Origin of the sequence: Stenotrophomonas sp. JAI102, from assembly GCF_013409105.1 — a bacterium.
In the GTDB taxonomy this organism is placed as follows: Bacteria; Pseudomonadota; Gammaproteobacteria; order Xanthomonadales; family Xanthomonadaceae; genus Stenotrophomonas; species Stenotrophomonas maltophilia_AA.
This window is the reverse complement of the sequence record NZ_JACCCI010000002.1, coordinates 505,229-521,910: the sequence shown is the minus strand read 5'-3', so window position 1 is coordinate 521,910 and position 16,682 is coordinate 505,229. Positions and strand designations below refer to the sequence as shown.

Here is a 16,682-nt window from a genome sequence, read left to right as displayed (position 1 = left end):
TTGGGACGCTATCACACCGGCTGGCCGCGGCTCACGTGTCGAAGGTCAGGCCGGGCCGGACGCGCCAGCGGGCGGCTGCGACGTCGTGCCTGCGGCCCCCGGCGACGGCGCGCGCTCCGGGCGAGCAGGCCGGCCAGCGGCAGGCGGAAGCGATGCAGGCTCCACCAGGCCATCAGGGGCATGCCGGCCAGCCACAGCGGCAGCCAGCCGATCCACTCGCTGTGGCCCCGTGCGGCCGGCCACACCAGGACCAGGGCCAGCCCGGCCAGCGCCCCCTGCCTGACGCAACGCAGCACGCGGGGATCGGGACGGTCGGACGAACGTGGGGAAGACGACAGGGTCATGACACAGCTCCGTGCGAAAGTGATGCGTCACCTTGCCGCGCTGCCATCTCAAGGGCTGCGACCTCGTCGGGGACGTGGCAGGAAGGACGCCCGCCATCGTGATTGGATGAATCGGTCACCCAACCGCTGCGCCGCCATTGACGTTCTCCGCCGTCCCACCCACCATGCCCCTGCCAGCCACTGGAGCCTTCCGCCGCATGTCTTCGAACCGCCCGCTTCGCGCTGTCCTGTTGGTCTCCTCGCTGGCGTTGCTGTCAGCCTGTGCGTTCCGCCATGAGACCAAACCGGAACCCGCGCCGACGCCGGTCGCGGTCGACAGCGCCGGTGCGCCGATCGACCTGCAGCGCTTCATGGGCACCTGGTATGTGATCGGCCGCGTGCCGAACCCGATCGAGCGTGGCCACGTCGCCAGCGTCAACGAGTTCCAGCTGCGCGGCGACCAGAAGGTGTCGATCAGATACCGCTACCGCGATGGATTCTCCGAGCCGCAGCAGGAGCTGACCGTCCGCGCCTCGGTGGACGAGAAGAGTGGCAACCACAACTGGCGCACCTGGTTCTACAAGATCGTGCCGACCCACACCCGCGTGCTGGAAGTCGCGCCGGATTATTCGTGGGCGATGCTGGGCTACCCGGGCCGCGAGATGGCTTGGATCTTCGCGCGCCAGCCGGACATGGACAAAGAGCTCTACAAGGAGCTCGCGACCCGCCTGCGTGACGATTACGGGGTCAACACCGACAAGCTCAAGCGCGTGCCGCAGCATCCCGAACAGGTGGACCGGCTGGGCTTTGAAGTGCCGAACGTCCGCTAAGGGCGGCGGTCAGGCCGCAACACAGGGCGGCGCACCGACCCACGGTCGGTACCGGCCGGTTACTTCCGGCTGTAGTGTTCCACCAGACGGTCGCCGATCATCTGCAGGATCTGCACCAGCACCAGCAGCAGCACCACGGTGACCAGGGCCACGTCGGTGTGCGAACGCTGGTAGCCATCGCGGAAGGCCAGATCGCCCAGCCCCCCCGAGCCGATCGCGCCGCCCATCGCGGTGAAACCGATCAGGGCGATCACGGTGACGGTGGCGCCGGCGATCAGGCCCGGCCGCGCCTCGGGCAGCAGCACGCGGGTGACCAGCTGCCAGGTGGTGGCGCCCATCGCCTGGGTCGCTTCGATCACGCCACGGTCCACCTCACGCAACGCGGTCTCGACCAGGCGGGCGTAGAACGGCGCGGCGCCGATCACCAGCGGCACGATCGCGCCGCGTACGCCCAGCGAAGTGCCCATCATCCACAGCGTCAGCGGGATCAGCACGATCATCAGGATGATGAACGGCACCGAGCGCAGCAGGTTCACCAGCAATGCGAGCGAGCCGTACAGGACCGGCTTGCGGTGCAGCTGCGGCGAGCCGGTCAGGAACAGCAGCACGCCCAGCGGCAGGCCGATGAGCAGCGTCAGCGGCAGCGAACCGCCGAGCATCAGCAGGGTGTCCAGCGTGGCCTGGCCGATATCGGCCCATTTGCCGGCGTCGAGATGGCGGAAGAACCCGCCTGCGGTAGCCAGGATCATCGGCGCAGCTCCTCAAGGTGGACACCGGCGGCGACGAAGCCCGCCTGCGCGGCCTGTACGTCGCCTCCGACCAGCGACACGGTCAGCTGGCCATACGGCGTGTCCTTGATCCGGTCGATACGGCCGGACAGGATGTTGTAGTCCACGCCGGTCTCGCGCGCGATGCGCCCCAGCAGCGGTTCGTAGGTGTCCGCGCCGAGGAAGGTCAAGCGCACGATACGCCCGGCCACGGCCTCGAAATCCTTGTGCAGCTCGCCTTCGTCGACCTGTTCGGACTCGTTGACGAAGCGGCGGGTGGTCGGGTGCTGCGGGTGCAGGAACACCTCGGTGACCGGGCCGGTTTCGACCAGGTGGCCCGCATCGAGCACGGCGACGCGGTCGCAGACACGCCGGATCACATCCATCTCGTGGGTGATCAGCACGATGGTCAGGCCCAGCTCGCGGTTGATCCTGCCGAGCAGCTTGAGCACCGAGGCGGTGGTCTGCGGGTCCAGCGCGCTGGTGGCCTCATCGCACAGCAGGATCTGCGGGCGGGTGGCCAGGGCGCGGGCGATGCCGACGCGCTGCTTCTGGCCACCGGACAGCTGCGCCGGGTATTTGCTGGCGTGCGCTTCCAGGCCGACGGTATGCAGCAGTTCGTCCACGCGCGCATCGATCTCCGCGCGCGGCGTACCGGCCAGCTCCAGCGGGAAAGCGACGTTGGCCGCGACGGTGCGCGAGGACAGCAGATTGAAGTGCTGGAAGATCATGCCGATCTTCCGGCGCAGCACGCGCAGGCCCTCGGCATCGAGCGCGGTGACATCCTCGCCGTTGATCAGCAGGCGGCCGCCGGTCGGTTCCTCCAGCCGGTTGATCAGCCGGATCAGGGTCGACTTGCCCGCGCCGGAATGGCCGATGATGCCGAAGACTTCGCCGGCCTCGATGGTCAGGTCGAGCGGCTGCAGCGCGGCAATCGCGCGGCCGCCGACGGCATAGGATTTGTGCAGGCGCTGGAACTCGATCACTTCGCGGTCAACCGGGGCATCGACGGGAGGGGGCGTGCAGCCTACCAGCGCGGGGCGGCCCTGGCCCGTGCGGTTGCGCGGAATGATATTCCGTTTGGTTCTAAGGGAACGTGATCCGGCCGGCCCGGGTCATCGGCCGGGCTCAGGGATGGTCCAGCGGCCTGGGCGGCTGGACCCGGCGGATCCGCTCACGGTGCAGCAGGTACAGGCCCGACGCGACGATGATCGCCGCGCCCAGCCAGGTCACCTGGTCGGGCAGGACGCCCCAGAACAGCAGGTCCCAGCCGATCACCCAGACCAGCCCGGTGTACTCCAGCGGCGCGATCATCGACGCTTCGCCCAGCTGGAAGGCGCGGGTCAGGGCGACCTGGCCCCCTGCCCCGGCCAGGCCCATGCCGGCGATCAGCGCCGCGTGGCCGAGCTGCAGCGGCTGCCAGTCCGGGATCGCGAGCAGGCCGGCGCCGACCGCCATGATCACCAGGAACCAGACCACCATCGACTGCGGGGTGTCGGTCCGGGTCAGCATGCTGACCGTGATCGCGGCCAGGGCGTAGGCGGTGGCGGCGAGCAGCACCATCAGGCCGGGGAAGGAGATGATGCCGCCGACGCCCGGGCGCAGCACGACCAGTACGCCGATCAGGCCGATCCCGATGGCGATCCAGCGGCGTGGGCCGACGTGCTCGCCGAGCAGGGGCACCGAGAGCGCGGCGATCAGCAGCGGGGCGACGAAGTAGATGGTGTAGGCGGTGGAGAGCGGCAGGCTGCGCAGGGCGTAGACGAAGCAGCCGATCATCACCATGCCCAGCACGCCGCGCAGCAGGTGCAGGACCCAGCGTTTGGGCACCAGCGAGCGCGGGCCCGCGGTGGCCAGCACCCAGACCAGCACGAACGGCAGCGAGGCGGCGCCGCGCAGGAAGGTGACCTGCAGGGTCGGATAGCTGGCCGACAGCTGCTTCATGCCGGCATCCATCAGCGAGAAGCAGGCGACGGCGATCAACATCCAGGCGACAGCGCGGGTGGGGGATTTCTGCGTGTTCATGGCCCATTATCGCCGGCTTGGCCGGCCCGTCCATGGTGGCTTGGTAGAATGGGGGCATTCACCCGTTGGAGTTTGCCCATGCCCTCTTTTGACGTTGTTTCCGAAGTCGACATCCACGAGTTGACCAACGCGGTCGACCAGGCCAACCGCGAGCTGTCCACGCGCTTCGATTTCAAGGGGGTGGACGCGAAGTTCGTGCTGGAAGACAGCGTGATCAGCCAGTCCGCGCCGAGCGATTTCCAGCTGCAGCAGATGACGGACATCCTGCGCCAACGGCTGATCGCACGGAAGATCGATGCGGCGTGCCTGGAGTTCGGCGATATCGAGACCAATCTGGCCGGTGCGCGGCAGAAGATCACGGTCAAGCAGGGCATCGAGCAGAAGGTGGCCAAGAAGATCGCGGCGAAGATCAAGGAGGCCAAGTTGAAGGTGGACAGCCAGATCAATGGCGACAAGCTGCGGGTGACGGGCAAGAAGCGCGATGATCTGCAGGATGCGATGGCGCTGCTGAGGAAGGAGACGTTCGAGGTTCCGCTGCAGTTCGACAATTTCCGCGATTGATTGATCTCGGCCGAACGGCTGTGGCGAAGAGCGCCGCTGTTTGTTGCTGATGGGCTGTTATTGGCTTTGGTGCTGGCAGTTGATCGCAAGAGGCTCACGATTCACTTTCGAGGGCTGCGTCGGGTAGGGCCAGGCCTTGCCCGGACCCGCCGTGAACCCATCCATGGGGGCTCATGTCGCGGCATCCATGCCGCTCATGGTCCGGGCAAGGCCTGGCCCTACCCGACGCCCCGACGCTTCCTCGGCGGATGGGCGAGCAAAGCGGTAGTGCCGGCCGCTGGCCGGCAACCTCATTGCCCAGATCGAAAAGATGCGGCTTCCGGCGTGTTTACCACCGGGCGTTGGTCGTTACGCGCGAATCAGCTTGTACAGGGTGGTGCGTGAGATTCCGAGTTGACGTGCGGCGGCGCTGATGTTGCCTTGATGAGCGGCCACGGCATCACGCACGTGCTGTGTGGTGTGCGTGCGCAGCGATGCACTTGCGGTGTTGGTGCGGGCCGCGTCGATCTTCAGGCTCGCATGCGGTGCGAGCGGTCCCCGCAGGTACTGCACGTGCACGGCGGTGTCGTCGTCCAGGCGGACGCGGTGGGCGGGGCCGGCCTGCAGCAGGCGGCGGCGCTGGTGGGTGCTGGCGCCGGCAAACAGGCCGTCCAGGGTGAGGACGGGCAAGGGGCCGCGACGCGGCAGTCCGAACAGGCGCCGGGCCACACGGTTGGCGGCGCGTACGTGTCCGTCTTCTTCGATGGCCAACAGGCCCTGCAGCGGTGAGTGCAGCCAGCGCGCGTCGTGCTGGACGGCCAGCAGATGGCAGGGGCGATGATCCTGCATGAGGCGGTTCTCGGCCGACAGGGCCGCTTGCCGGAAGTAACCGCGCAGCAGCTCTGCGTCGCGTTCGCCGGTGCCGGTGATGTCCAGTGCGCCCAGTACTTCGCCGTCCAGGCCGTGCAGTGGCACGCTCAGGCAGAACACGGTGGCGAAGCGGTCGAGATAGTGTTCATTGCCGCGCACCAGGGCGGGCGCGTCTTCGGCCAGGCTGCAGGCCGGTGCGGTGGTGCCGATGTCGATCTCGCGCAGGCGGCGACCGATCTGGATCGGGCGCAGCACCGGTACGTCGGCCAGGCCATGTTCGCGCTGGGCGATGACCAGGCCCTCGGCGTTGACGCAGAACAGGGTCCACTGGCGACCCCCGAAGGCGGCCCACAGATGGTCCATGTCCTCGCGCACGCAGCGTGCGAGGCGGCGGTCGCCAGGGTCATCCAGGCGCGTGGCCGCCGGAGCAAGGGGCGCGTAATACGGCTCCTGCCGGGGCTGCACGCCAGCCTGGCGCGAGCGCTCCCAGGAGCGCAGTACCGGCGGGCTGACCACGCTGTCCATCAGCGCGCCGCCCTCGGCGAAACGCTGACGGGCGGCGGCCAGTACCTGCTGCTGTTCCAGAACCATCGTGGCCATCGGTCGATCTCCACCTCGGACCGACAGCCTACTCCCGCAAAGCTGACTGATACGTCGTCGCAGGCACGCATGCCCGCGACGGTCCGTTTCACCCGCCGATGGTCAGGATCGGCTTGAGGGTGACACCGCGGGTGCTGTCCTCGGCGGCCTGGTTGATCTGGTCCAGCGGGTAGAACCTGACCAGCTTGTCGAACGGGAAGCGGCCCTGCTGGTACAGCTGCACCAGCTGCGGGATGAACACCTTGGGCACGCTGTCGCCTTCCACGATGCCGCGGATGCTGCGTCCGCCGAGCAGCAGGTTGTTGACGTCGAACTCGGCCTTGGTCCCCAGCTTCGGGGCGCCGACCACGCCGATCACACCCAGCCCGCCAAGCGCTTCGATGCCCTGTGCCAACACCTCCGGGCGACCGGTGGATTCCAGTGCGAAGTTGGCGCCGCCGCCGGTGATCCCGCGCACCGCGTCGACCACATCGACCTCGCGGCTGTTGATCACATGCGTGGCCCCCAGTTCCTTGGCCAGTTCCAGGCGCGAAGGCACCACGTCGATGGCGATGATGGTGGTCGCACCGGCCACGCGCGCGGCCATCACGGCACTGAGCCCGACCGCGCCCGCACCGAAGCTGGCGAAGCTGCTGCCGGCGGTCACTTTGAGCGAGTTGATCACCGCCCCGGCGCCGGTCTGGATGCCGCAGCCAAGCGGGCCAAGCAGTTCGATCGGCGCATCGTCGGGCACCTTGATCGCATTGTTCTCGCGGCTCAGTGCGTAAGTGGCGAACGAGGACTGCGCGAAGAAGTGATCGTGCAGCGGGTTGCCGTCCGGATCCTGGATCGCGGTGGAGCCGTCCAGCGCACCGCCACCGAAGTTGAGCCCGAAGAAGTCCTTGCAGTACGCGCCGTGGCCGCCGCTGCACGGATTGCAGTGGCCGCAGGCGCCGTAGGTCAGCACGACGTGGTCGCCCACCTTGAGGTCTTTCACGCCCGGGCCGAGCGCTTCCACGATACCCGCGCCCTCGTGGCCGAGCACCGCCGGCAGCGGCACGGGGTAGTATTGGTCCCGCACGATCAGATCGGTATGGCACAGGCCGGTGGCGACCACGCGGACCAGGACTTCATCGTCCTGCGGGCCACGGATGCGCGCCTTCTCGATCGTGAAGGGCTGTTCTTTTTCGCGCACCACGGCCACGGTGATGTCGCGCAGTTCTGCTGTTGCGGTCATGAGGGTCTCCTGGTTCAGATCGGATACGCGGGCGCTTCGCCCTTGACGGTCATCCACTGCCACTGGGTGAACTCGTCGATGTTGGACGGGCCACCGATGCTGGTGCCGTTGCCGGAGGCGCCGACGCCACCGAACGGATTGATCACCTCATCGTTCACGGTCTGGTCGTTGATGTGCAGCAGGCCGGTGCGCAGTCGTTCGCCGAGCTTCAGTGCGCGGCCGACATTGCTGGACACGATCGCCATCGACAGGCCGTACTCGCTGTCGTTGGCCAGCTCGACCGCCTCGTCATCGGTATCGAACGGCACCACCACCGCGACCGGCGCGAAAATTTCTTCGTGGAAGGCCGGGTTGTCGCGGCTCACATCGCTGAGCACGGTCGGCTCGAAGAACAGGTCCTTGTAGCCACCCCCGGTCGCGAGCGTGGCACCGGCGGCCTGCGCCTCGGCGATGATGCGCGCGGCGTGGTCGCGCTGCTGGGCGTTGATCAGCGGCCCGATCGCCACCTCGCCATCGGCCGGATTGCCGACCTTGAGCGACTTCGCCTTGGCCACCAGCTTCTCCAGGAAGCGGGCATGGATGCTGCGCTGGACCAATACTCGGCCGGTCGCCATGCAGATCTGGCCCTGGTGCAGGTAGACGCCCCACGCCGTGTTGGCGATGGCCAGCTCCATGTCCGCTTCGTCGAGCACGATCAGCGAGTTCTTGCCGCCCAGTTCCAGCGACACTTTCTTGAGATGCTTGCCGGCCGCTTCGCCGACCTTGCGCCCGGCGCCGGTGGAGCCGGTGAACTGGATCATCGCGATGTTCGGGTCGCTGGTCAGCGCCGCACCGGCCGCGCCATCACCGGGCAACACATGCAGCAGGCCGGCCGGCAACCCGGCCAGTTCGAACAGGCGCGCGATCACGAAGCCACCGCACACGGCGGTACGCGGATCGGGCTTGAGCACCACCGCGTTGCCCAGCGCCAGCGCCGGGGCGACCGCACGCATGGCCAGGTACAGCGGGAAGTTGAAGGGCGCGATCACCCCGACCACGCCGAGCGGGCGGCGACGCGCCAGATTCAACCGGCCCGGTTCGGACGGCAGCACTTCGCCGATGCTGCGCGAGGGCAGTGCCGCCGCTTCATGCAGCGCCTTGGTATTCACCTTGGCCTCGAAGCCCGCCTTGAGCTGGGTCGAGCCACTTTCGCGGACCAGCCACTGCACGATCTCATCGTTGTGTTCTTCGGCCAACTGCGCGGCGCGGCGCAGGATCTGCGCGCGGGTGTCGTACGGGGCGCTGGCCCAGTCGCGCTGCGCCTTGGCGGCGGTGGCGGCGGCGCGCGCGATCTGCGCCGGGTCGGCCATCGCGATCTCGCCCAGGCGTTCGCCGGTGGCCGGTTCGACCACGTCCTGGGTGCCTGCACCCGAGGTCCACTGGCCATCGAAGAGCTTGCCGGACCAGGTGGCCGTCGGCAGGAATGCTTGTGTTGCCATCGCGGATAACTCCTTGCGTCGTGTACCCGGCCATTGGATACCTGCGGCGGGCCACTGCCTATTGGCCAGTGGCTCGCGTGCTGCAAGTACTTGCCGGATAAGGATTTATCAGCATGACGGGTGTCCAGTTAATGGACAGTGGAAGCATGCGTACACCGGTGCCCACACGCCGCGCCGTACAATCAACAGCCCAGCCAGCGACACCGCCCGCCATGAACGATGCGTCCCTCACCGCCACTCACGACCCGATCGCCGAGACCCGGAAATGGCTGGAGCAGATCGTCATCGGCCTGAACCTGTGCCCGTTCGCCAAAGCGGTGTACGTGAAGGACCAGGTGCGGTTCGTGCTCAGCGATGCCACCACCCCCGAAGCACTGGTCGAAGAACTGGCCGAAGAGCTGATCCTGCTGCGCGATACCCCGGCCGAGCAGATCGACACCACGCTGATCGTGCACCCGGACGTGCTGACCGATTTCCTGGACTACAACGATTTCCTCGACAACGCCGATGCGGCGATCGAAGCACTGGATCTGCAGGGCATCCTGCAGGTGGCCAGCTTCCATCCGCAGTACCAGTTCGCCGGCGCGGCGCCGGATGACGTGAGCAACTACACCAACCGCGCGCCCTACCCGACCCTGCACCTGCTGCGCGAAGACAGCGTCGAGCGTGCGGTGGCCGCGTTCCCGGATCCGGACGTGATCGTGGAACGCAACATCGAAACGCTGGACAAGCTCGGCATCGAAGGCTGGACGCGCCTGCTGGGCCGCAACGACATGCCGCCGTGTCACTGACGCCGCCGATCCTTGACTGGCCGGCCCAGCCGCTGCGCGACCGCGTGGTGATGATCACCGGCGGTGCACAGGGCGTCGGCCGCGGCATCGCGCAGTCCGTGCTCGGCGCCGGCGGCAGCGTGATGATCGCCGATCTGGATGCCGATGCCGGCAAGGCCTGCCTGAAGGAATGGGCGCTGCCCGAACGCGCGGCGTTCCAGCGCGCGGACGTGGCCAGCGAGCGCAGCGTGCAGGCGTTGGTGAAGGCCACGCTCAAGCGCTTTGGCCGCATCGACGGCCTGGTCAACAATGCCGGCATCGCCAGCGCACATGGCACGCCGTTGGCGGACATGCCGGTGGCTGAGTGGCAACGCCGCCTCTCCAGCCTGCAGGGTGCCTTCCTGTGCAGCAAGCATGCGCTGCCGGCCCTGCGCGAACATACGGGCGCGATCGTCAACATCGCCTCGACGCGCGCGTGGCAGTCCGAACCGGACAGTGAAGCCTATGCCGCGGCCAAGGGCGGGCTGGTCGCCTTCACCCATGCGCTCGCGTTGAGCGAAGGGCCGGCGGTGCGGGTCAACAGCATCAGCCCCGGCTGGATCACCACCGATGCCTGGCAGGCACCGTCACGCCGGCGCACGCCCAAGCTCTCGCGCCGCGATCATGCGCAGCATCCGGTCGGCCGGGTCGGCCAGCCGCCGGACATCGGCGCGCTGGCCGTCTTCCTGCTCTCGGACCTGGCCGGCTTCATCACCGGCCAGGACCATATCGTCGACGGCGGCATGACCCGGAAGATGATCTACGCGGAGTGATCGACGTACCGTCCGATCACGCTACGGGGTAGTGCCGGCCGCTGGCCGGCGCCTCAGGTTGCATGACACCCCGTTCCTGGCGGCATGGTGCCGAGCCGGCCAGCGGCCGGCACTACTGCAACTGGGGATCACGCCATCCCGTTATGGCGCAGCAGCGCATCCACGGTCGGCGCGCGACCGCGGAACGCAGCGAAGTTTTCCGCCGCACTACGGCTGCCGCCCCGCGCCAGCACTTCATCGCGGAAGCGCTGGCCGGTTTCGGCCACCTTGTCCGGGGCTTCCTCGAACGCGGCATAGGCATCGGCGCTGAGCACTTCAGCCCATTTGTAGCTGTAATAGCCGGCCGCATAGCCACCGGCAAAAATGTGGCTGAACTGATTGGGGAAGCGATTCCAGGCGGGGGGGCGGTTGACCGCCACTTCATCGCGCACGCGTTCCAGCAACGCCTGCACGCTGTCCTGGGTCGGATCGAAATCGCTGTGCAGCTGCATGTCGAACAGGGCGAATTCCAGCTGGCGCACGGTGAACATGCCGCTCTGGAAATTGCGCGCGGCCAGCATGCGGTCGAACAGCGCGCGAGGCAGCGGCTCGCCGGTGACCACGTGGGCGGTCATCGCCTGCACGCGCTCCCATTCCCAGCAGAAGTTCTCCATGAACTGGCTCGGCAGCTCTACCGCATCCCACTCCACGCCGTTGATGCCGGCCACGCCGAGTTCGCCGATGCGGGTCAGCAACTGGTGCAGGCCATGGCCCATTTCATGGAACAGCGTGGTCACGTCACTGTGGCTGAAGGTCGCCGGTTGGCCCGCGGCGCCCTTGCCGAAATTGCAGACCAGGTACACCAGCGGCGTCTGCACACCGGCGGCGGTCTCGCGGCGGTTGCGGCAATCGTCCATCCACGCGCCGCCACGCTTGCCTTCGCGTGCGTACAGATCCAGATAGAACTGGCCGACGAGCGCCCCCTGTGCGTCGACCAGGCGGAAGAAGCGCACATCCGGGTGCCAGACCGGCGCGTTGTCCGGCTGGACCTCCAGTCCATACAGACTGCGGATCACACTGAACAGGCCGTCCAGCACCTTCGGCTCGGTGAAGTACTGCTTCACCTCCTGCTCGGAATAGCTGTAACGCGCCTGCTTCAGTTTCTCCGCGGCGAACGCCAGGTCCCAGGCCTCCAGCGCGGGCATGCCCAGTTCGTCGCGGGCAAACGCGTCCAGCTCGGCGCGGTCGCGCTGTGCGTACGGCTTGGCACGCGCGGCCAGATCGCGCAGGAAACCCAGCACCTGCGGTGCATCCTCGGCCATCTTGGTCGCGATCGAATACTCGGCGTAGTTGGCGAAGCCCAGCAGCGTGGCCAGCTCCGCACGCAGCGCCAGCACGCGATCGATGTTGCCGCTGTTGTCCAGGGCGGTATCGCCGAACTCGGAGGCACGGATCGCGTTGGCGCGGTACAGCGCTTCACGCAACGGGCGATGCTCGGCATACGTCTGCACCGGCAGGTAGCACGGCATCTGCAGGGTCAGCTTCCAGCCAGGCAGGTCGTCCTTCTCCGCCGCGGCACGGGCGGCAGCGATCACGTCGTCCGGCAGGCCGGCCAGCTCGGCCGGGTCTTCCACGTGCAGCGACCAGGCATCGGTGGCGTCCAGCACATTCTGCGAGAACGTCGCCGACAGCGCGGACAGTTCTTCGCGGATCGCGCTGTAGCGCGCCTTGCCGGCGTCATCGAGTTCAGCACCGCCCAGGCGGAAATCGCGCAGCGCGTTCTCCAGCACCTTGCGGCGTGCCGGATCGTACTGCGCCGCTTCCGGCGTTGCGGCCAGGGCACGGTACTGCTGGTAGAGCGCCAGGTTCTGGCCCAGTGCGCTGCCGAAGCGGGTCACCTTGGGCAGGTTGGCGTTGTACGCCTCGCGCAGCGCCGGGGTGTTCACCACGGCCTGCAGGTGGCCGACCTGGCCCCACGCGCGCCACAGGCGCTCGGTGGCATCGTCGAGCGGGTCGGCGAAGCTCGCCCAGGTCACCGGGGTGACGGTCTCGGCGGTCTTCACCGCCGCCTCGGCCTCGGCGAGCAGCGTGTCGATCGCCGGGGCGATGTGCTCGGGCCGGATCGCATCGAAGCGCGGCAGGCCGGAAAAATCGAGCAGGGGGTTGGTGGGGGTCACAGGCATCTCCAGACAACGGGGCCGCCGCAGCGGCATCACCCCACGATATGGCATTGCCCCCCACCCCGCACAAGGCCCTGGCGTGCGCCGATGGGCCAGGTTCACGCCAGATCCGGCGCCCTGCTCAGTACAACGCTTCCAGCGAGACGCAGGGCAGCACCGGCAGCCCCTGCCCGGCCACGGCAGCGGCGAGCAGCGCATCGGCGCCCTCCACGTCGATGCCCTGCTTCGGGTACCACTCGGGGTTGTAATAGCTGTGCGCGTAGCGCTCGCCGCTGTCGCACAGGATGGTCACGATCGAGCCACTGCGGCCGGCATCGCGCATCAGCTGCGCGGCCTGCAGCACGCCGATGAAATTGGTCCCGGTGGAGCCGCCCACGCGGCGGCCCAGCTGGCGGCTGACGTGGCGCATCGCCGCCAGGCTCAGCGCATCGGGCACCTTGACCATCGCATCGACGCTGGTCGGGATGAAACTGGACTCCACCCGCGGCCGGCCGATCCCTTCCACCCGCGAGCCGCCACTGCAGGTCAGCTCGCGCCAGGGCTGCCCGGCCAGCGCAGCGCAGTAGCCGTCATAGAACACCGAGACCTCCGGGTCCGCGCACAGGATGCGGGTGTCATGCCGGCGGTAGCTCACGTAGCGGCCGAGCGTCGCCGCGGTGCCGCCGGTGCCCGGGCTGCACACGATCCACTCGGGCACCGGATGCGGCTCCTCGGCCATCTGCTTGAAGATCGATTCCGCGATGTTGTTGTTCGCGCGCCAGTCGGTCGCACGCTCGGCATAGGTGAACTGGTCCATGAAGTGGCCGCCGGTTTCGCGGGCCAGCGTTTCCGAATCGCAGTTCAGGTCGCAGGCACGCTCGACCAGATGGCAACGGCCGCCATGGAACTCGATCGCCGCGATCTTCTCCGGCGAGGTCGTTGCCGGCATCACCGCGATGAACGGCAGGCCCAGCAGCCGCGCGAAATACGCCTCGGACACGGCGGTGGAGCCGCTGGAGGCTTCGATCACCGGACGTCCTTCGCGCAGCCAGCCGTTGGTCAGTGCGTACAGGAACAGCGAGCGCGCCAGGCGATGCTTCAGGCTGCCGGTGGGGTGGCTGGACTCGTCCTTGAAGTACAGGTCAATGCCCTCGAACCCCGGCAGGTCCATCGGAATCAGGTGGGTATCGGCCGAACGATTGAAGTCGGCTTCGATCTTGCGGATGGCGGCGGCCACCCATTCACGCTGGGACATGGTGAACGCTGCTCAGGGAGACACACCATTCTACCCGCCACCCCGCCCAGCCGGGACCGCTAAAATGGTCTGTCCGCCGCGCCGATGCGGCCCCGCCCCAGGATCCCCCATGAGCCTTGCCGCCTTCCAGAACCAGCCGGGTGTCGCCGCCCAGGTGCCCGCCGAAACCACCGGTTTCGTGTTCAACCACACCATGCTGCGCGTCAAGGACGCCGCCGCATCGCTGGACTTCTACACCCGCGTGCTCGGCTTCCGCCTGATCGACCAGCGCGACTTCGCCGAGGCGCAGTTCAGCCTGTACTTCCTGGCCCTGCTGCCGGCCGGCACGCAGATTCCCGAGGGCGACGACGCGCGCCGCGTCTGGATGGCCGGCATCCCCGGCGTGCTCGAGCTGACCCACAACCATGGCACCGAGAACCAGGACGGCCCGGTCTACCACGACGGCAATACCGACCCGCGCGGCTTCGGCCACATCTGTGTCTCCGTGCCGGACATCCAGGCCGCCTGCAAGCGCTTCGATGACCTGCAGGTGCCCTACCAGAAGCGCCTGGAAGACGGCCGCATGAAGCACCTGGCCTTCATCAAGGATCCGGACGGCTACTGGGTGGAGATCATCTCCAATACCCCGATCGCCTGATCCCGCCTCGCCACGACGCGCCGGCCCCGCCGGCGCGTTGTCGAGGCTAGGGCTGGACCTGGAACTCGAAGGCCGCATGGAAAGGCGCCTTCGGCGGCACGAACAACGTTTTCCCGACGAACCCCGCATCAACGCAGCGCGCGACCGCCTCCTCGCCTTCGCGCCATGTCCGCACCACCTTGCCCTGCGCATCCAGCTGCAGCACCACGGTGAAGGGCGCCAGCGCCTGCGGCGCGGGCGTGGGCATGCAGCGCGTGAAGCTGGCCCCGCCGACCCGGCTCATGCTGTCCAGCATCTCCGCATACGCCGCCGGTGCCAGGCTGGCCTCATCGCGCTGCGCCAGCGCCCGCACCTGTTCATAGCCCGCGTCGCCTGCGACCGCCTGGGCCATCATCACCATCCACAGCATCGTGCCTCCTCCGCCTGCGCGTTCATGACGCCAGCGCGCAGCGTAGGTCAGCGTGCGGGCCGGCGGAAGGGCCGTGGCCGACAGACCGCTGCGCTCAGTCAGCAAGGTCGACATCGCCGCGATGCGTCGCGCTGCGTCCGGTGGTATATCTGCGCCCCGTCCCACCACCCAACGGAGCCGGTATGGAAACGATGGAACTGCACCGCGGCCGCCTGATCGATCACCTGCAGCTGGTGGTCCGGGATCTCGCCGCCAGCCGCCGCTTTTACCAGGCCGTGTTCGACACGATCGGCATTCCGATCGCCGGCGAAGGCGACACCTACTTCTGGGCCGACGAACTGTTCATCTCCACGCCGGACAGCGACGCGGCGCTGGGCCAGCTCACCGGTCGCCACCACCTCGCCTTCCAGGCGCGCGACCGCGCCACCGTCGAGGCTTTCCACCAGGCGGCGCTGGCCAACGGTGGCAAGGACAACGGCGCCCCGGGCGAGCGTCCTTACCACCCGGGCTATTACGCGGCGTTCGCGCTGGATCCGGATGGCAACAACATCGAAGTGGTGTTCCATGGGCCGGCCGCCTACAGCGCGGACTCGGTGAAAGTGACCTTCGAAGGCTGAGTCGGAACCTGAATTCTTCAGGGACTATCTGATGCGTCTCACTGGATGAGATCGTGCCTCGGTACGGTCTTTCCATGGAGACGATCCGCAAACTGGCCATCCTTGCCGATGCCGCGAAGTACGACGCGTCCTGCGCCTCCAGTGGCGCGGGCAAGCGCGATTCGCGTGCATCCGGCGGCATCGGCAGTACCGAGGGGATGGGAATCTGCCACAGCTACACGCCCGATGGCCGGTGCGTGTCGCTGCTCAAGATCCTGCTGACCAACTTCTGCATCTACGACTGCGCGTACTGCGTCAACCGCGTATCGAGCAACGTGCAGCGGGCGCGTTTCAGCGTGGAGGAAGTGGTCGCGTTGACGATGGACTTCTACAAGCGCAACTACATCGAGGGGCTGTTTCTCTCCAGCGGGATCATCCGCAATGCCGACTACACCATGGAGCAGATGGTGGAGATCGCGCGCGTGCTGCGCGAAGAACGTCGGTTCAGCGGCTACATCCACCTCAAGACCATTCCGGAAGCCTCTCCGGAACTGCTTGCGCTTGCCGGTCGCCATGCCGATCGGTTGTCGATCAACATCGAGCTGCCGACCGAGGCCGGGCTGGCCAGTTTCGCGCCGGAGAAATCCCTGCCATCGATCCGCGGCGCGATGGGCGAGCTGCGCTGGCGCATCGAGGAAGCCAAGGAAGCGCGCACGTCCCACCCGGACCCTGACGCGCCATCTTCCTCGGCAGCCGCCGCAGCGCCCCCCGCGCCGGCCCTGCGCGGCCGCCGTGCGCGCGCGCCCCGCTTCGCGCCGGCCGGGCAGAGCACCCAGATGATCGTCGGCGCCGACGGTGCCAGCGACAACCAGATCCTCAGCGCGGCCGACAATCTGTACGGCAACTATCGGATGCGCCGCGTCTACTACTCCGCCTTCAGCCCCATTCCCGATGCCAGCAAGGCGCTGCCCCTGCAGGCACCGCCACTGGCACGCGAGCACCGCCTCTACCAGGCGGACTGGTTGCTGCGCTTTTACGGGTACGGCGTGGAGGAAATCACCGATACCACCCAGGGCGGCATGCTGGACCTGGACATCGACCCGAAGATGGCCTGGGCGATCCGCCACCCCGAGCGCTTCCCGGTCGATCTCAACATCGCGCCCAAGGAGCTGCTGCTGCGCGTGCCCGGGCTCGGCGTACGCAACGTCAAGCGCGTACTGATGGCGCGGCGGCATGGACGCCTGCGCGTGGCCGATGTGGCCCGCCTGCGTGCACCGATGAGCAAGCTGCTGCCGTTCGTGCAGCTGGCCGACCATCATCCGCGGCGTGCACTGGATGATCCGGCGGCGCTGCGGGCCCGACTGGCACCACCGCCGCGACAGGGTGCGTTGTTCCCCGACGCGGCCGCGAGCTGAC

Annotated in this window: 17 protein-coding genes; 7 read left to right on the top strand and 10 right to left on the bottom strand. The window is 67.8% G+C overall.

Annotated elements, in window-relative coordinates:
* Window positions 1-11: 11 nt before the first annotated feature.
* A complete protein-coding gene (locus tag HDC96_RS11000; protein ID WP_241696400.1) occupies window positions 12-338 on the bottom strand; it encodes a hypothetical protein in 327 nt (108 codons plus the stop codon).
* Window positions 339-541: 203 nt separating this feature from the next.
* Here HDC96_RS11000 and HDC96_RS10995 point away from each other — a divergent pair, with 203 nt between their 5' ends.
* Window positions 542-1,153 (top strand): lipocalin family protein, encoded by a 612-nt coding sequence (locus HDC96_RS10995; protein WP_176988144.1) that lies wholly within the window; start codon window positions 542-544, stop codon window positions 1,151-1,153.
* Between the two features lie 59 nt (window positions 1,154-1,212).
* On the opposite strand, the gene HDC96_RS10990 is transcribed toward HDC96_RS10995, so the two are convergent.
* The 3 genes from HDC96_RS10990 to HDC96_RS10980 all read right to left on the bottom strand — a co-directional run bounded on the left by HDC96_RS10990 (window position 1,213) and on the right by HDC96_RS10980 (window position 3,945).
* Window positions 1,213-1,902, bottom strand: coding sequence for a methionine ABC transporter permease (locus HDC96_RS10990; protein WP_179460011.1), 690 nt, complete (start codon window positions 1,900-1,902; stop codon window positions 1,213-1,215).
* On the bottom strand, window positions 1,899-2,906 hold the full coding sequence (locus tag HDC96_RS10985; protein ID WP_179460010.1) for a methionine ABC transporter ATP-binding protein: 1,008 nt from the start codon (window positions 2,904-2,906) through the stop codon (window positions 1,899-1,901). Before HDC96_RS10985 ends, HDC96_RS10990 begins: the two co-directional genes overlap by 4 nt.
* 142 nt (window positions 2,907-3,048) lie before the next feature.
* On the bottom strand, window positions 3,049-3,945 hold the full coding sequence (locus tag HDC96_RS10980) for a DMT family transporter (protein WP_176988140.1): 897 nt from the start codon (window positions 3,943-3,945) through the stop codon (window positions 3,049-3,051).
* 78 nt (window positions 3,946-4,023) lie between these two features.
* Here HDC96_RS10980 and HDC96_RS10975 point away from each other — a divergent pair, with 78 nt between their 5' ends.
* Window positions 4,024-4,506 carry a YajQ family cyclic di-GMP-binding protein gene (locus tag HDC96_RS10975; protein WP_176988139.1) on the top strand — a complete coding sequence of 161 codons (483 nt, stop codon included), beginning with the start codon at window positions 4,024-4,026 and terminating at the stop codon, window positions 4,504-4,506.
* A gap of 348 nt (window positions 4,507-4,854) precedes the next feature.
* On the opposite strand, the gene HDC96_RS10970 is transcribed toward HDC96_RS10975, so the two are convergent.
* The 3 genes from HDC96_RS10970 to HDC96_RS10960 all read right to left on the bottom strand — a co-directional run bounded on the left by HDC96_RS10970 (window position 4,855) and on the right by HDC96_RS10960 (window position 8,649).
* Window positions 4,855-5,955: a helix-turn-helix domain-containing protein gene (locus tag HDC96_RS10970; RefSeq protein WP_179460009.1), complete on the bottom strand. Its 1,101-nt coding sequence runs from the start codon at window positions 5,953-5,955 to the stop codon at window positions 4,855-4,857.
* A gap of 88 nt (window positions 5,956-6,043) precedes the next feature.
* Complete coding sequence (locus HDC96_RS10965; protein WP_179460008.1) at window positions 6,044-7,171, bottom strand: NAD(P)-dependent alcohol dehydrogenase; 1,128 nt, start codon at window positions 7,169-7,171, stop codon at window positions 6,044-6,046.
* Window positions 7,172-7,185: 14 nt separating this feature from the next.
* A complete protein-coding gene (locus HDC96_RS10960) occupies window positions 7,186-8,649 on the bottom strand; it encodes a benzaldehyde dehydrogenase (RefSeq protein ID WP_179460007.1) in 1,464 nt (487 codons plus the stop codon).
* A 212-nt stretch (window positions 8,650-8,861) separates the two neighbouring features.
* Between HDC96_RS10960 and HDC96_RS10955 the strand changes: the two genes are divergently transcribed.
* Both HDC96_RS10955 and HDC96_RS10950 read left to right on the top strand, forming a co-directional pair.
* Window positions 8,862-9,440 carry a DUF1415 domain-containing protein gene (locus HDC96_RS10955; RefSeq protein WP_123730129.1) on the top strand — a complete coding sequence of 193 codons (579 nt, stop codon included), beginning with the start codon at window positions 8,862-8,864 and terminating at the stop codon, window positions 9,438-9,440.
* Window positions 9,431-10,231: an SDR family oxidoreductase gene (locus HDC96_RS10950; protein WP_179460006.1), complete on the top strand. Its 801-nt coding sequence runs from the start codon at window positions 9,431-9,433 to the stop codon at window positions 10,229-10,231. The genes HDC96_RS10955 and HDC96_RS10950 overlap by 10 nt, the downstream gene beginning before the upstream one ends.
* A 128-nt stretch (window positions 10,232-10,359) precedes the next feature.
* Here the strand turns inward: HDC96_RS10950 and HDC96_RS10945 are convergent, their stop codons facing one another.
* Window positions 10,360-12,393 carry a M3 family metallopeptidase gene (locus tag HDC96_RS10945; RefSeq protein WP_179460005.1) on the bottom strand — a complete coding sequence of 678 codons (2,034 nt, stop codon included), beginning with the start codon at window positions 12,391-12,393 and terminating at the stop codon, window positions 10,360-10,362.
* Between the two features lie 118 nt (window positions 12,394-12,511).
* The gene (locus HDC96_RS10940; RefSeq protein ID WP_176988132.1) at window positions 12,512-13,624 is read right to left on the bottom strand and encodes a PLP-dependent cysteine synthase family protein; all 1,113 of its coding nucleotides are present in this window, start codon (window positions 13,622-13,624) and stop codon (window positions 12,512-12,514) included.
* Window positions 13,625-13,733: 109 nt separating this feature from the next.
* Between HDC96_RS10940 and gloA the strand changes: the two genes are divergently transcribed.
* Window positions 13,734-14,261: a lactoylglutathione lyase gene (gene gloA, locus HDC96_RS10935; protein ID WP_179460004.1), complete on the top strand. Its 528-nt coding sequence runs from the start codon at window positions 13,734-13,736 to the stop codon at window positions 14,259-14,261.
* Window positions 14,262-14,307: 46 nt separating this feature from the next.
* On the opposite strand, the gene HDC96_RS10930 is transcribed toward gloA, so the two are convergent.
* Entirely contained in the window at window positions 14,308-14,784 is a 477-nt protein-coding gene (locus HDC96_RS10930; RefSeq protein WP_179460003.1) for a hypothetical protein, read from the bottom strand.
* A gap of 68 nt (window positions 14,785-14,852) precedes the next feature.
* Here HDC96_RS10930 and HDC96_RS10925 point away from each other — a divergent pair, with 68 nt between their 5' ends.
* Window positions 14,853-15,287, top strand: coding sequence for a VOC family protein (locus tag HDC96_RS10925; RefSeq protein ID WP_179460002.1), 435 nt, complete (start codon window positions 14,853-14,855; stop codon window positions 15,285-15,287).
* A gap of 74 nt (window positions 15,288-15,361) precedes the next feature.
* Window positions 15,362-16,681, top strand: coding sequence for a putative DNA modification/repair radical SAM protein (locus HDC96_RS10920; protein ID WP_179460001.1), 1,320 nt, complete (start codon window positions 15,362-15,364; stop codon window positions 16,679-16,681).
* The last annotated feature ends 1 nt before the right edge of the window (window position 16,682 follow it).

Coding starts and splice junctions, on each gene's coding strand:
- HDC96_RS10990 (WP_179460011.1), bottom strand. CDS start 1,902: ATGATCCTGGCTACCGCAGGCGGGTTCTTCCGCCATCTCGACGCCGGC.
- HDC96_RS10995 (WP_176988144.1), top strand. CDS start 542: ATGTCTTCGAACCGCCCGCTTCGCGCTGTCCTGTTGGTCTCCTCGCTG.
- HDC96_RS10980 (WP_176988140.1), bottom strand. CDS start 3,945: ATGAACACGCAGAAATCCCCCACCCGCGCTGTCGCCTGGATGTTGATC.
- HDC96_RS10960 (WP_179460007.1), bottom strand. CDS start 8,649: ATGGCAACACAAGCATTCCTGCCGACGGCCACCTGGTCCGGCAAGCTC.
- HDC96_RS10940 (WP_176988132.1), bottom strand. CDS start 13,624: ATGTCCCAGCGTGAATGGGTGGCCGCCGCCATCCGCAAGATCGAAGCC.
- HDC96_RS10975 (WP_176988139.1), top strand. CDS start 4,024: ATGCCCTCTTTTGACGTTGTTTCCGAAGTCGACATCCACGAGTTGACC.
- HDC96_RS10945 (WP_179460005.1), bottom strand. CDS start 12,393: ATGCCTGTGACCCCCACCAACCCCCTGCTCGATTTTTCCGGCCTGCCG.
- HDC96_RS10925 (WP_179460002.1), top strand. CDS start 14,853: ATGGAAACGATGGAACTGCACCGCGGCCGCCTGATCGATCACCTGCAG.
- HDC96_RS10970 (WP_179460009.1), bottom strand. CDS start 5,955: ATGGCCACGATGGTTCTGGAACAGCAGCAGGTACTGGCCGCCGCCCGT.
- HDC96_RS10955 (WP_123730129.1), top strand. CDS start 8,862: ATGAACGATGCGTCCCTCACCGCCACTCACGACCCGATCGCCGAGACC.
- HDC96_RS10965 (WP_179460008.1), bottom strand. CDS start 7,171: ATGACCGCAACAGCAGAACTGCGCGACATCACCGTGGCCGTGGTGCGC.
- gloA (WP_179460004.1), top strand. CDS start 13,734: ATGAGCCTTGCCGCCTTCCAGAACCAGCCGGGTGTCGCCGCCCAGGTG.
- HDC96_RS10920 (WP_179460001.1), top strand. CDS start 15,362: ATGGAGACGATCCGCAAACTGGCCATCCTTGCCGATGCCGCGAAGTAC.
- HDC96_RS10930 (WP_179460003.1), bottom strand. CDS start 14,784: ATGTCGACCTTGCTGACTGAGCGCAGCGGTCTGTCGGCCACGGCCCTT.